This window comes from Brucella gallinifaecis, from assembly GCF_006476605.1.
In the GTDB taxonomy this organism is placed as follows: Bacteria; Pseudomonadota; Alphaproteobacteria; order Rhizobiales; family Rhizobiaceae; genus Brucella; species Brucella gallinifaecis.
This window is the reverse complement of the sequence record NZ_ML636801.1, coordinates 143465-157190: the sequence shown is the minus strand read 5'-3', so window position 1 is coordinate 157190 and position 13726 is coordinate 143465. Positions and strand designations below refer to the sequence as shown.

Sequence of the window (13726 nt, the reverse complement as noted above, 5' to 3'; positions counted from 1 at the left end):
ATTCTGTTCATACAAAATGCTTCAACTTTTTGTTTTTACGCATGTCATTATCAGAAAACCGGTTCCCACTTTTCCGCGACATGCTTTAGCTCTTGATTTCGGTTACACAATCCTTCATGCGACTGGTAAACAAAACTGACCACAAAGGTGGAGAATGCCCAAAATCGTTGAAATCGCGGATCTGAAGCGATTGGCCAAACGCCGTGTGCCCAAAATGTTCTTCGATTATGCAGATTCAGGCGCATGGACCGAATCGACATATCGCGCCAACGAATCCGACTTTGCGAAAATCAAGCTGCGCCAGCGCATTCTGGTTGACATGACCAATCGCTCGCTTGAAACAACAATGATCGGTGAAAAGGTCTCAATGCCAGTAGCCCTTGCCCCGACAGGTCTCACCGGCATGCAGCATGCTGATGGTGAAATGCTGGCGGCACAGGCTGCCGAAGAAGCCGGGGTTCCTTTCACCCTCTCAACCATGAGCATCTGCTCGATCGAAGACGTGGCATCCGTAACCAAAAAGCCGTTCTGGTTTCAGCTTTATGTGATGAAAGACCGCGAATTTGTCAAAAACCTGATCAGCCGTGCGAAAGCCGCAGGCTGTTCAGCTCTGGTACTGACCCTTGATCTTCAGATTCTTGGACAACGCCATAAAGATCTGCGCAACGGACTTTCAGCGCCACCGAAATTCACACCAAAGCACATCTGGCAGATGGCAACCCGCCCCGCCTGGTGCCTGGGCATGTTAGGCACGCAGCGCCGCACCTTCCGCAACATTGCCGGCCACGCGAAAAACGTCACCGATCTGTCTTCGCTTTCCTCCTGGACAGCAGAGCAGTTTGATCCAAAGCTGAACTGGAATGATGTTGCATGGATCAAGGAGCAATGGGGCGGCAAGCTGATCCTCAAGGGCATTCTCGACGTTGAAGATGCAAAAATGGCTGCAAAATCCGGCGCAGATGCAATCATCGTCTCCAATCACGGCGGTCGTCAGCTCGATGGTGCAGTCTCGTCCATCTCAATGCTCAAGCCGATTGTTGATGCCGTTGGCGACAAGATCGAAGTGCATATGGATGGCGGCATACGCTCAGGTCAGGATGTCCTCAAGGCCCGTGCACTCGGCGCACAAGGCGTATTCATCGGGCGGCCGTTCCTTTATGGACTTGGTGCGATGGGCAAGGAAGGCGTCTCGCTGGCACTCGAGATCATTCGTAAGGAACTCGACATTACCATGGCGCTTTGCGGCAAGCGGGATATTAATGATATAGACCACTCAATCATCCACGCCATGAATTTTGATTGAAACTAATTTCAATTGAAAATTGCATAACCCGGCTCAGGCCGGGTTTCTTTTGCAAAAGAACCGGGCCAAACGCTGCCGGACACACTTTTAAGTTTAGCACTCACTCATAAAAAGTAACCTTCGCTTAAGCATATTCATTTACCATGATCAACTAACGGTGCGAGAACCGCATTTATTTTCGGTTGGAGTTGGATTGATGAGATATGTTTCTGCAATAGCGCTCATATCATTTGGTGTGCTGGTGGCTACAAATGGCGCGAAAGCCGCTGACATTATTTATGAAGAGCCGCCAGTAGTAGTAGCGCCACCAGCAGCCTCTAACTGGTATATTCGCGGCGATATTGGCTATAATTTCAAAAGCAAGACAGATGGCGACTGGGCTTTCTGGAATCAGTTTGATCCGCCTTGGCGCGGCATTGACGACACCTTCAAATATGATGATTTCACGCTCAAAGGCGGCGCATCTTACGGGGTCGGTGTCGGTTATCGCTTCAACGAAATGTTCCGCGCAGACGCAACGCTGGATTTCTTCCGCGCAGGCATAAAAGGCCGTACCAACTGCCCAAGCTATATCAAATCCTCCAAAGGCCTCAATCCTGTTCTGGACAATTGCCACTATGAGGATTCATCGACAGCAAATATCTGGACAGCAATGGCTAATGCCTATGTCGATTTGCCAAAAGTGGGCGCCTTGACACCATATTTTGGTGCAGGACTTGGTGCCGCTTACGTCAATTATGACACTTTCAAATCCCACGAAGTTTGCGCAGGTTGTACATATACCAGCGACAAAGGGGGCCTTGACAGCTGGCGTTTTGCCATGGGTCTGATGGCTGGTGTGAGCTATGATCTTACCCAGCAACTCAAACTTGATCTTGGCTATCGCTATCTGCGTATCAATGGCGGCAAGGCCTATGGTTACGACGCCGATGATCGCAATCCAAATCCTTATGGCAACGCCGTAGGACCAGGTGCAACCGGTACACAGGCCCATGATAACGGGTTCAACCTCCACACGGTTCGCGCAGGTCTTCGCTACGAGTTCAATTAAAGCGCATCCCGAAAAGTGTGAAACGGTTTTCGGGCAAAGATGCGCGTTAAAACAAATATTTAGAGCGCATCAGACATCTATAAAACCCGGCTCAGGCCGGGTTTTTTTACGCCCTCGTAACGGGCGTTTTTGATAAGAGCACTGTGCGGATTGCAAAGCTCGAATGAATACGGGCAACACCGGGCAAACGCGACAGGATTTCCTTATGAATAATTTCATAGGAAGCCGCATTTTCAGCCTCGACCCGCAGGATATAATCCGCATCACCCGTCATCAGATAACATTCCTGCACTTCAGGATGACGACGCACGGCTTCTTCAAAACGATTGAGATATTCTTCCGTCTGCCGGTCCAGCGTGATACGAACAATCGCAACCAGCCGTTCATCACCATCCGATGAACCGACAATTGCCGTATAGCCGCGAATAACGCCGCTTTCCTCCAATATCTGCACACGCCGCAGACAGGCTGACTGTGAAAGACCAACTTCAATTGCAAGCTGGCTATTGGTCATGCGCCCGTCACGGCGCAGGCATCGGATGATATTACGGTCGATGCTATCGAGTGTCGCCATGCATAATCTTCGATCTATAAGCTAATAAGTGCGTAAATCATGCTATAATTCGCATAATATTCGATAAATAGCAAAAACATTCGAATAGTCTTCGATTATCATAATATTCAAAGCTTTGGGAGGAAGCGGATGAGATTCCAGCCTCCCTTTATCATATCTGGCGCGTTGGAAATGAGCCCTATGTCGATGCATTTTTCACAAACAGAACGAGACCTCGCCGCAGGCGGTGTGCTCACCATCGATCTTGCGGCTCTTCGCCATAATTATTCGACCATTGCAAAGCGCATTGCGCCAAGCCGTGCAGCAGCAGTGGTCAAGGCTGATTCTTATGGTTTGGGTGCGGATCGCGTTGCGCCTGCTTTTTACGAAGCTGGTTGTCGCGATTTCTTTGTCGCCCATCTGGGCGAAGCAATTTCGCTGCGCCCCTTTCTCAATCCTGATGCGACGCTTTATGTACTGAACGGCCTTCAGCCCGGCACAGAAGCTGCCTGCGCACGCGAAAAAATCCTGCCTGTCCTCAATTCACTGGAACAGATTGAAAACTGGTCAGCACTTGCTGCAAGCCTCAATGAAAAACTGCCAGCACTGTTGCAGATCGATACCGGCATGTCGCGTCTTGGTCTCTCGCCCAAGGAACTTGACCAATTGGTCGAAGACCGGCATCTGCTTGACCCTATTGATATAAAATTTGTCATCAGCCATCTGGCGAGCGGCGATGAGCCGGAAAATCCAGCCAATGCCCGCCAGCTTGCGTCCATGAATGCGGCCCTCAAACGTTTACCCAAAATGCCAGTCGCCTTTTCAAATTCCGGCGGCTGTTTCCTTGATAACACCTATTATTTCGACCTCGCCCGTCCCGGCGTAGCTCTTTATGGCGTCGGTCCTGCAACAGGCGAAAACCCTATAAAACCCGTGCTGGAATTGTCCGCCCGCGTCATTCAAGTGCGCGACATTGATAAGGGTGCCGCGGTCGGTTATGGCGGAACTTTCATAGCTGATAAGCCGATGCGGATTGCCACCATTGCAGTCGGTTACGCCGATGGCTGGTTCCGGTCTTTAAGCAACAAGGGTGCGGCTTTTTATGGTGATACGCGCCTGCCGATTGTCGGTCGCGTTTCGATGGATTCGATCACACTTGATGTAACTGAGCTGCCTGAAGGCACACTTAAACTCGGCAGTCTGGTCGAACTCATTGGACCACATCAGCGGCTCGAGGATGTGGCGCGAGATTGCGACACCATTCCCTATGAAATCCTGACTTCATTAGGCAATCGCTATGCCCGCATTTACGTGGATAGCGAAGTTTCTAAATCATAATAATAAGAGGCGAACATGCAGATCATCATTCTCGGCAGCGGCGTTATTGGGGTCACCACAGCCTATTATCTGGCAAAGCTTGGTCATGAGGTCACTGTCGTTGATCGCGAAGAAGGCCCGGCACTGGAAACCAGCTTCGCCAATGCCGGACAGGTTTCGCCGGGCTATGCTTCACCCTGGGCAGCACCGGGCATTCCATTAAAAGCCGCCAAATGGCTGTTTCAGAAACATGCACCGCTGGTTCTGCGCCTGACCACAGACCCCAAGCAGTATAGCTGGCTGTTGCAGATGCTCGCCAACTGCACCGAGAGCCGCTACAAGGTCAATAAAAGCCGCATGGTGCGCGTGGCAGAATATAGCCGTGATTGCCTTGTCGCACTGCGTGACGAAACCGGCATTCAATATGACCAGCGCACGCAGGGCACTTTGCAATTGTTCCGCGAGCAATATCAGCTCGACGGTATTGGCAAGGATATTGAAGTTCTGCGTCAGGATGGCGTACCGTTTGAAGTTCTCGACCGCGAAGATTGCGTGCGTGTTGAGCCGGCTCTGGCCCGCGCCAGAGACAAATTCGTCGGTGGCCTGCGCCTGCCGCATGATGAAACCGGCGATTGCTTCAAATTCACCAATGAACTGGCAAAAATCGCTGAAGGTCTGGGCGTCAAGTTTCGCTTTGGCGTCGACATCAAATCGCTGTTGATGTCCGGCGGCAAGGTTTCCGGTGTTGAAACTTCGCAAGGTATTCTGAGCGCTGATCGCTATGTCGTGGCAATGGGCAGCTATACGCCTGCTCTGATCAAATCGCTTGGGCTGAATGCCCCGATCTATCCGGTCAAGGGCTATTCGATTACCGCACCGATCATCAATGAAGAACTGGCTCCGGTCTCCACCGTGCTGGATGAGAGCTTCAAGATCGCCATCACCCGCCTTGGCGACCGCATCCGTGTGGGCGGCATGGCCGAAGTCTCAGGCTTCACCAAAGACCTGCCAGCCGCACGCCGTGCAACGCTTGATCTGTCAGTGAGCGATCTGTTCCCGGGTGGTGATCTCAAGGCTGCAAGCTTCTGGTCTGGCCTGCGCCCGATGACGCCGGATTCAACACCGATCATCGGTGCAACCCGCTTTGATAACGTGTTTATCAATTCGGGCCATGGCACGCTTGGCTGGACCATGGGACCGGGATCAGGCAAGCTGCTTGCCGATCTTATTTCCGGTAACAAGCCGGATATTCAGGCCGATGATCTGGGCATTTCGCGCTACGCATAATGTTTCCTGAATCAAATCCACAATGATTTGATTTAGCCCATTGAATAGGGAGGCTTATTAGAAACTCGGTGGTGTGCAGGCGCTCACCACCTCGCACGCCACTGGCCCCACACATTTGAACCGGTGCGGCAGCTTGCTTGAAAAATAATAGGCATCGCCCGGCCCAAGGATTCGACGCTCGCTGCCGACCGTCACTTCAATACGACCGGAAATGACGATCCCGCCCTCCTCGCCCTCATGCATAAGCAGAACCTTGCCGGTATCCGATCCCGGCTCATAGCGCTCCTTGAGGATTTGCAGCGAGCGCGAAAACAGATGATCGCCCACCTGCCGATAGGAAATCGGCCCCTTGCCAATCTCCACCAGCTCATCCGCCTGATAAAAAACCTTGTGCGGCGCGTCCGGCTCAAGCGCAAAAAACTCAGCCATGCCGATAGGAATCCCGTCCAGAATACGCTTTAATGCACCAACGGATGGATTGGACTGGTTGGCTTCGATCAGCGATATGGTGGAATTGGTCACGCCAGCGCGTTTTGCAAGCTCACGCTGAGACAAATTCTGCCGCATGCGCACATAACGAAGCCTGCCACCGATATCGATGCTCATAGATGCGTCCCCTTATTGTTTATGATGTTCGATATATCACAAATCTCGTTTTCAAAGCACATAATTTCAATAGCTTAAACTTCTGAAGAAAAGGACTTGTTGCCCTCAACAAAGCATGGCCTGTTGGTCACAAATAGGAGGTTCCAATGCTTAACAACACCAATTCACCCAGCAATGCACCTAGTAACACACCAAGTCTTGAAAATTTCTGGATGCCTTTTACGGCAAACCGCCAGTTCAAGGCCGCCCCACGCCTGCTCGCAAGCGCTTCGGGCATGTATTATACCGATGTCGACGGCAATCAGGTTCTGGATGGAACGGCTGGCCTTTGGTGTTGTAATGCCGGTCATGGCCGCAAGCAGATTACGCAGGCAGTTGAGCGCCAGATTTCGACCATGGATTTCGCGCCAACCTTCCAGATGGGCCACAATATCGCTTTCGACTTTGCCGAAAAGCTCGCAGCCATTGCACCCGGCGGCCCTGATGCCAAGCTTGACCGCGTGTTCTTCACCAATTCCGGCTCGGAATCGGTTGATACAGCACTAAAAATTGCCATCGCCTATCAGCGTGCCATTGGTCAGGGCACCCGTACCCTCGTGATCGGTCGGGAAAAAGGCTATCATGGCGTTGGTTTCGGCGGTATTTCTGTTGGTGGTCTTGTTAATAACCGCCGCGTCTTCCCGCAGATTCCTGCCGACCATATGCGCCATACACTCGATATTGAGCGCAATGCATTCTCAAAAGGTCTGCCAGCCCATGGCATTGAACTGGCCGATGATCTCGAACGTCTGGTGCAATTGCATGGTGCAGAAAAAATTGCTGCCGTCATCATTGAACCCATGTCCGGTTCCGCCGGTGTTGTTCTGCCACCAAAAGGCTATCTCGAGCGCATCCGCGCAACTGCTGACAAGCACGGTATTCTGGTGATCTATGACGAAGTCATCACTGGCTTCGGACGCCTGGGCACGCCATTTGCTGTTGATTATTTCGGCGTCAAACCTGATCTCGTCACCACTGCCAAGGGGCTGACCAATGGCGCAATTCCGATGGGTGCTGTCTTTGCAAGCCGCACAGTCTATGACGCATTGATGACCGGTCCTGAAAACGCCATTGAACTGTTCCACGGCTACACCTATTCCGGCCATCCGGTTGCCTGTGCTGCCGGTCTTGCCACGCTTGAAATCTATGCCGAAGAAGGTCTGCTGACCCGCGGCGCAGAACTGGCCGAGCATTGGCAGAATGCGCTGCATTCGCTCAAAGACGCACCAAATGTCATCGACATCCGCAATCTGGGCCTTGTTGGCGCAATCGAGCTGTCGTCACGCGAAGGCGCTATTGGCGCACGCGCTTATGACGTCTTTGTCGATTGCTTCAGGAAGGGCCTTTTGATCCGCGTCACAGGCGATGTGATCGCGCTTTCCCCACCGCTCATCGTGGAAAAAGAACAGATCGACACAATCGTTTCCATGATCGCAGATGCATTGAAACGCGCCGCCTGATCCCCCATTAGAGCGCATCCCGAAAAGTGTGAAACGGTTTTCGGACAAAGATGCGCGTTAAAACAAATATTTAGTGCGCCGATCTGATTCAATCAGATCGAAATGCGCTCTAATGCCACAACAGAGCGCCGCATCGAGATTTCTCCTTGCGGCGACTTTTTTATGAATCACATTATCTGAAATATTGCGCAAAGGATTCTGCGCATTATCATATTAGCAGCCACTACGCGCGAAACCTCCAAAAGCGTAATAACGTTACATTACATTGCAAAAATCAGCTTTGTGACGGTGTAAACTTCGCCACCAGCGCATGACTGTCACCGGGATAAGTAAAACGCACATGCGTCACCGGTTGATCGGCATTCCATGTCTGGCGCTCCACAACAAGACAGGGCGAACCGGCAGGCACACCAAGCATCGCCGCATTCTTCTCCGTTGACACAACAGCCCGGATCGAATGCTGCGCATTGCTCCATGGCACACAGGCAACAAGCCATGGACCGGGTGAATGCTCTGCAAAATCGGTCTCAGCCGCGCCCGGCACGGCATCAAGGCTGATGATACGCTCTTCCAGCGCAAAGACCCGCTTTCCCGCATAATGACGGCAGACCAGTTCGACCAGCGGTGTATGCCGCGGCATGTCGATATGACGCGCATCGTAAGGACCGCTCAGGCGCTCACCTCTTTTAAGCAGCTCAAAACGATAAGCCTGCCCAAGCGCTGCAACTTCATCGCGAATATCATGAATTTCGAGAATCGCGGCTTGTGATTGCGGAAAGGAAACAAAGCTGCCCGAACGGCGCTTGCGCTCAATCAGACCGGCTTTTGCAAGCTGGGTCAGCGCCTTGTTCACGGTCATGCGCGAACAATTATAATGCTCGGTCAGCTCATGCTCAAACGGGATGCGATGACCGGGCTGCCATTCACCGGAAATGATGCGCGTTTCAATATCATCCAGAATACGTTTATGCAGCGATGTCGTAGCTTCGCTTTGTCTGGATGAAGTATCCTGCACTTTGTTCCCTTTAATTAGTTCAGCAATTCGCCGATCACTTTCTGGAAAGCACGCTCTGCCACATCGCGCAAGTGGTGTTGTCCACCCTCCACCTGTTTCACACCACGCACCCACACATCAGATGCCCGCGCACGTCCGGCAAAAATCCAGCCATCAAGCACTGCATCCCCTTTTGCATGGGGCAGACGCCCAACGTCAAGTGAGACAAAATCTGCCGAGGCGCCCTGTTGCAATCCATCACCCTCACGACCCATTGCAATATTGCCACCAGCCACGGCGCCATCAAATATGGAACGCCCGGTCGAGCCTTCATTTTTCGCCAGCACATTGCGTGCGCCATGTTTGAGACGCTGCGAATATTCATATTGGCGCAACTCATCACCAATACCGATCAGCACATTGGAATCAGAACCAATACCAAACTGGCCACCATTGGCATCGAACACGGTGGCATTGAAGGTGCCATCGCCGAGATTGGCTTCCGTAACCGGGCAAAGACCGGCAATCGCACCGGCTTGAGCCATGCGCAGAGTTTCCGTGTCATTCATATGTGTTGCATGGATGAGGCACCAGCGTGATGACAATTCCTGATGCTCAAGCAGCCATTCGACAGGCCGCTGGCCAGACCACGCAATGCAATCCTCTACTTCCTTGACCTGTTCGGCAATGTGAATATGCAAAGGTGCATCGGGCAACAGACTTGCTGCAAATGTCAGCTCATCCGGGGTGACAGCACGCAGACTGTGCGGCGCTACACCAAGCACGGCACCATCAAAACCTGAAAGCGCCTTTTGGCAGCCTTCAATCAATCGCGAAAAACTTGCCTGATCATTGATGAAACGACGCTGACCTTCATTGGGTTTGGCACCCCCAAAACTTGAATGCGCATAAAGCACCGGCAACAGGGTCAGGCCAATGCCTGCAGCTTGCGCTGCCGACACGATGCGATCCGCCATTTCCGAAATATTTCCATATGGCGTGCCGTCGCGATCATGATGCAGATAATGAAACTCGCCAACGCGGGTAAAACCCGCTTCCAGCATATCGACATAAAGCCGCAATGCCACCGCTTCCGCCTGTTCCGGCGTCATGGTCAGTGCGAATTTATACATGATCTCGCGCCAGCTCCAGAAACTGTCAGCCGATTGCCCGCGCCGCTCAGCAAGACCGGCCATGCCATATTGAAACGCATGGCTGTGCAGATTTGCCATGCCGGGGACAATCACCTCATAGTGCTCATCTCCCGGCCTGGCTTGAACACCAGTCTCCACAGAAGCAATTTTTCCATGAGCCAGGCCAAGCCGCACATCTTCTGCCCAGCCGCTTTGCAAAAGCGCTTGTTGTGCATGAATAAATTGCGTTTTTTCGACCATGGCTGACATGCTTTTTCGCTCCTCTTTGCACCCGTTTTGCAGAACCATTTTTCAACAGTTCGTAATCGGATGCATTTTTTCTCTTGGCGGCTTCGCTAATATGTATATACATTATCGAAAAACAGGGGAAGCGAGAAAACGCTCATGTCACAAAAATCGAACTTCGTTTTGACCAATGCACGCATCGCCACGCTCAACGAGCAGGCAGAAGGGCTTGGCTTGATTGAAGCCGCAGCGATCGCCGTTCAAAATGGCAAAATCGCTTATATAGGCGCAGAAAATGCCCTTCCCGCCGCATATGCTGCGTTTGAGAAAATCGACTGCGAAACCCGTCTGATCACACCCGGCCTGATCGATTGTCACACACATCTGGTCCATGCAGGCAATCGCGCCCATGAATTTGAGCTGCGGCTGAATGGTGCCACCTATGAAGAAGTCGCCCGTGCTGGCGGCGGCATTGTTTCATCGGTCAAAAACCTGCGGGCAGCAAGCGAGGATGATCTGGTCCGCGAAACCCTGCCCCGCCTTGATGCATTGATTGCAGAAGGCGTGACCACGGTTGAAGTCAAGTCAGGCTATGGTCTTGATACGCAAAGCGAGATAAAATCACTGCGTGCCGCACGCCGTCTGGCGGATGAACGCGATGTCGCTATCCGCACCACCTTTCTGGGCGCGCATGCCCTGCCGCCGGAAATGAATGGCGATAAAGCAGCTTTCATCGACAAGATCATCAATGACATGCTGCCTGCTATTGCAGCCAAAAATCTCGCCGATGCGGTAGATGGATTCTGTGAAGGCATTGCATTTTTGCCGGATGAAATCGCCCGCGTGTTCGATGCTGCAAAAGCGCATAATCTGCCTGTGAAACTCCATGCCGACCAATTGTCCAACTTGCATGGCGCAGCGCTCGCAGCCTCTTACAATGCGCTTTCCGCCGATCATGTCGAATATGCTGATGCGCAAGGTGCAGCCGCCATGGCCAAGGCCGGAACTGTCGCCGTTCTGCTTCCCGGCGCTTATTACTTCATCCGCGAAACGCAAAAGCCCCCCGTCGATCTTTTCCGTGCGGCTGGCACTAAAATGGCGCTTGCCACCGACAATAATCCCGGCACTTCACCGCTGACCTCGCTTTTGCTCACCATGAATATGGGCGCAACGCTGTTTCGTATGACGGTCAATGAATGCATTGCAGGTGTCACCCGTGAGGCCGCCCGCGCCCTTGGCATTCTTGACCATACGGGAACATTGGAAGTCGGCAAGGATGCAGATCTCGCAATCTGGAACGTCGAGCGCCCGGCAGAGCTTGTTTACCGCATCGGCTTCAACCCGCTCTGGAAGCGCGTTTTCAAAGGCCGCTATCAGTAATTTTCAATGGAGTTTTCCATGACCCTTATTCTTCATCCCGGCAGCGTGTCGCTTGGCATTCTTGAGCAAATATACCGCGAAAACCATGCCGTTCGCATTGATCCATCTTTTCATAAGGGCGTTGAAAAAGCAGCGTCCCGCATTGCCGAAATTGCCGCAGGTGACACGCCGGTTTATGGCATCAATACCGGTTTTGGCAAGCTCGCCTCTATCCGCATCGCGGCGCAAGACGTAGCAACGTTACAGCGCAATCTGATCCTGTCGCATTGCTGCGGTGTGAGCGAACCTCTGAGCGAAAACATCGTGCGCCTTATCATGGCGCTGAAGCTTATTTCGCTTGGCCGTGGTGCATCGGGTGTACGGCTTGAACTCATTACGCTTATCGAAGCCATGCTTGAAAAAGGCGTGATCCCGATGATCCCCGCCAAGGGTTCGGTCGGCGCATCGGGTGATCTCGCGCCGCTTGCGCATATGGCAGCGACGATGATTGGCGAAGGCGAAGCCTTCTATCAGGGTAAGCGTATGCCATCGGCGAAAGCCCTCGAACAAGCCGGTCTCAGGCCGGTTATTCTGGCTGCAAAAGAAGGTCTCGCACTCATCAACGGCACGCAGACATCGACCGCACTGGCATTGGCCGGACTGTTCCGCGCACATCGCGCATTACAGGCAGCCCTTGTCACCGGCGCACTCTCGACCGATGCGGCCATGGGTTCAACTGCACCCTTCCACCCGGATATTCATACATTGCGCGGTCATCAGGGCCAGATCGATACGGCAGCAGCACTGCGCAATCTGCTGTCTGGTTCGGTCATTCGCGAGAGCCACCTTGAAGGCGACCAGCGCGTGCAGGATCCATATTGCATCCGTTGCCAGCCGCAGGTTGATGGTGCAGCCCTCGATATACTGCGCCAGGCTGCCCGCACATTGCAAATCGAAGCCAATGCCGTCACCGACAATCCGCTTGTCCTGTCGGACAACAGCGTCGTGTCAGGCGGCAATTTCCATGCAGAACCGGTTGCTTTTGCCGCCGACCAGATCGCCCTTGCTGTGTGCGAAATCGGCGCAATTGCCCAGCGCCGCATTGCACTTCTGGTCGATCCTGCCCTTTCCTTCGGACTTCCAGCCTTCCTTGCAAAAAAGCCGGGCCTTAATTCGGGTCTGATGATTGCGGAAGTCACGTCCGCCGCACTGATGAGCGAAAACAAGCAAATGGCACATCCGGCATCGGTTGATTCCACACCAACCTCCGCCAATCAGGAAGACCATGTGTCCATGGCCTGCCATGGTGCACGCCGCCTGTTGCAGATGACCGAAAACCTCAACGCAATCATCGGCATTGAAGCATTGACCGGTGCGCTCGGTGTCGAACTACGCGGACCGCTTGAAACCAGCCCCGAATTAAAAGCTGCCATCGCCGTTCTGCGTGCGCATGTGCCGACGCTCAATGTGGACCGCTATATGGCGAATGATCTTGCAGCCGCTAGCACCATCATTGCCGATGGGTCCTTCATCGGCAGCATCAGCGCAAACATTCTGCCATCTCTGGAGTCGTAATATGAGTGCTTTTGAAGTCCATCAAGGGTCATCACCCGTCATTCTTGGCCTGCCCCACACCGGAACAGATGTGCCCGAAGACATCTGGGCACGACTGAATGACAATGGCCGTATTCTTGCCGACACCGACTGGCATATCCATAAGCTCTATGAGGGGCTTCTGGACAATATCACCACCGTCCGCGCCACGTTTCATCGCTATTGCATCGATGCCAATCGCGACCCGGCAGGTGTGAGCCTCTATCCGGGCCAGAACACCACGGGTCTGATACCAACAACCGATTTTGACGGTCTGGCCATCTGGAAAGACGGTGAAGCGCCCGGTGAAGCCGATATTACAGATCGCATGGCGCGTTTTCACAAGCCCTATCACGATGCTTTGATCGCTGAAATTGAACGGGTGAAGGCGATCCATGGCGTGGTAATCCTCTATGATTGCCACTCGATCCGTTCGCATATTCCATTCCTGTTTGAAGGCAAGCTGCCGGATCTCAACATTGGCACAGACCTTGGCAAGACTTGCGATCCAAAGGTCGAAGCTGCCGTCGTTGAAATCGCTCAAAACGCCACCGGCTACACATCCATCCTCAATGGCCGCTTCAAAGGTGGCTGGACAACCCGCCATTACGGCAGGCCCGAAACCGGCGTGCACGCAATCCAGATGGAGCTGGCGCAATCAACCCATTTAACCACCGAAACCGTTCCCTTTGCCTATGACGAGGCGAAGGCTGCAAAGCTTCGAGTGCATCTCAAATCCATTCTTGAGCGGCTCGAAAACATTGCCGCCGAGCTGAAATCCTGAG

At 52.9% G+C, this 13726-nt stretch carries 12 protein-coding genes; 8 read left to right on the top strand and 4 right to left on the bottom strand.

Annotated features, from left to right (window positions below; all coding sequences use genetic code 11):
- The first annotated feature begins 154 nt into the window (after nucleotides 1-154).
- A complete protein-coding gene (locus tag FHY56_RS02910) occupies nucleotides 155-1303 on the top strand; it encodes an alpha-hydroxy acid oxidase (RefSeq protein ID WP_140903685.1) in 1149 nt (382 codons plus the stop codon).
- A gap of 196 nt (nucleotides 1304-1499) precedes the next feature.
- Nucleotides 1500-2354, top strand: a complete 855-nt coding sequence (locus tag FHY56_RS02905) for an outer membrane protein (protein ID WP_140903684.1) — start codon at nucleotides 1500-1502, stop codon at nucleotides 2352-2354.
- Nucleotides 2355-2460: 106 nt separating this feature from the next.
- Here the strand turns inward: FHY56_RS02905 and FHY56_RS02900 are convergent, their stop codons facing one another.
- Nucleotides 2461-2928: an Lrp/AsnC family transcriptional regulator gene (locus tag FHY56_RS02900; protein ID WP_140903683.1), complete on the bottom strand. Its 468-nt coding sequence runs from the start codon at nucleotides 2926-2928 to the stop codon at nucleotides 2461-2463.
- Between the two features lie 171 nt (nucleotides 2929-3099).
- Here FHY56_RS02900 and alr point away from each other — a divergent pair, with 171 nt between their 5' ends.
- Both alr and FHY56_RS02890 read left to right on the top strand, forming a co-directional pair.
- On the top strand, nucleotides 3100-4245 hold the full coding sequence (gene alr, locus FHY56_RS02895; protein ID WP_140903987.1) for an alanine racemase: 1146 nt from the start codon (nucleotides 3100-3102) through the stop codon (nucleotides 4243-4245).
- A gap of 15 nt (nucleotides 4246-4260) precedes the next feature.
- The gene (locus FHY56_RS02890) at nucleotides 4261-5511 is read left to right on the top strand and encodes a D-amino acid dehydrogenase (RefSeq protein ID WP_140903682.1); all 1251 of its coding nucleotides are present in this window, start codon (nucleotides 4261-4263) and stop codon (nucleotides 5509-5511) included.
- 57 nt (nucleotides 5512-5568) lie between these two features.
- Here FHY56_RS02890 and FHY56_RS02885 read toward each other — a convergent pair whose 3' ends face one another.
- The gene (locus tag FHY56_RS02885; RefSeq protein ID WP_140903681.1) at nucleotides 5569-6117 is read right to left on the bottom strand and encodes a cupin domain-containing protein; all 549 of its coding nucleotides are present in this window, start codon (nucleotides 6115-6117) and stop codon (nucleotides 5569-5571) included.
- 146 nt (nucleotides 6118-6263) lie between these two features.
- Between FHY56_RS02885 and FHY56_RS02880 the strand changes: the two genes are divergently transcribed.
- Complete coding sequence (locus tag FHY56_RS02880; protein WP_140903680.1) at nucleotides 6264-7616, top strand: omega-aminotransferase AptA; 1353 nt, start codon at nucleotides 6264-6266, stop codon at nucleotides 7614-7616.
- Nucleotides 7617-7890: 274 nt separating this feature from the next.
- Here FHY56_RS02880 and hutC read toward each other — a convergent pair whose 3' ends face one another.
- Nucleotides 7891-8631, bottom strand: coding sequence for a histidine utilization repressor (hutC, locus tag FHY56_RS02875; protein ID WP_140903679.1), 741 nt, complete (start codon nucleotides 8629-8631; stop codon nucleotides 7891-7893).
- Nucleotides 8632-8645: 14 nt separating this feature from the next.
- Nucleotides 8646-10013, bottom strand: coding sequence for a formimidoylglutamate deiminase (locus tag FHY56_RS02870; RefSeq protein WP_140903678.1), 1368 nt, complete (start codon nucleotides 10011-10013; stop codon nucleotides 8646-8648).
- Between the two features lie 135 nt (nucleotides 10014-10148).
- Between FHY56_RS02870 and hutI the strand changes: the two genes are divergently transcribed.
- Genes hutI through hutG form a run of 3 tightly spaced genes read left to right on the top strand, consistent with a single transcriptional unit; the run spans nucleotide 10149 to nucleotide 13725 of the window.
- On the top strand, nucleotides 10149-11369 hold the full coding sequence (hutI, locus tag FHY56_RS02865; protein ID WP_140903677.1) for an imidazolonepropionase: 1221 nt from the start codon (nucleotides 10149-10151) through the stop codon (nucleotides 11367-11369).
- An 18-nt stretch (nucleotides 11370-11387) separates the two neighbouring features.
- Nucleotides 11388-12923, top strand: coding sequence for a histidine ammonia-lyase (gene hutH / locus FHY56_RS02860; RefSeq protein ID WP_140903676.1), 1536 nt, complete (start codon nucleotides 11388-11390; stop codon nucleotides 12921-12923).
- 1 nt (nucleotide 12924) lies between these two features.
- Nucleotides 12925-13725: an N-formylglutamate deformylase gene (gene hutG / locus FHY56_RS02855; RefSeq protein ID WP_140903675.1), complete on the top strand. Its 801-nt coding sequence runs from the start codon at nucleotides 12925-12927 to the stop codon at nucleotides 13723-13725.
- The last annotated feature ends 1 nt before the right edge of the window (nucleotide 13726 follow it).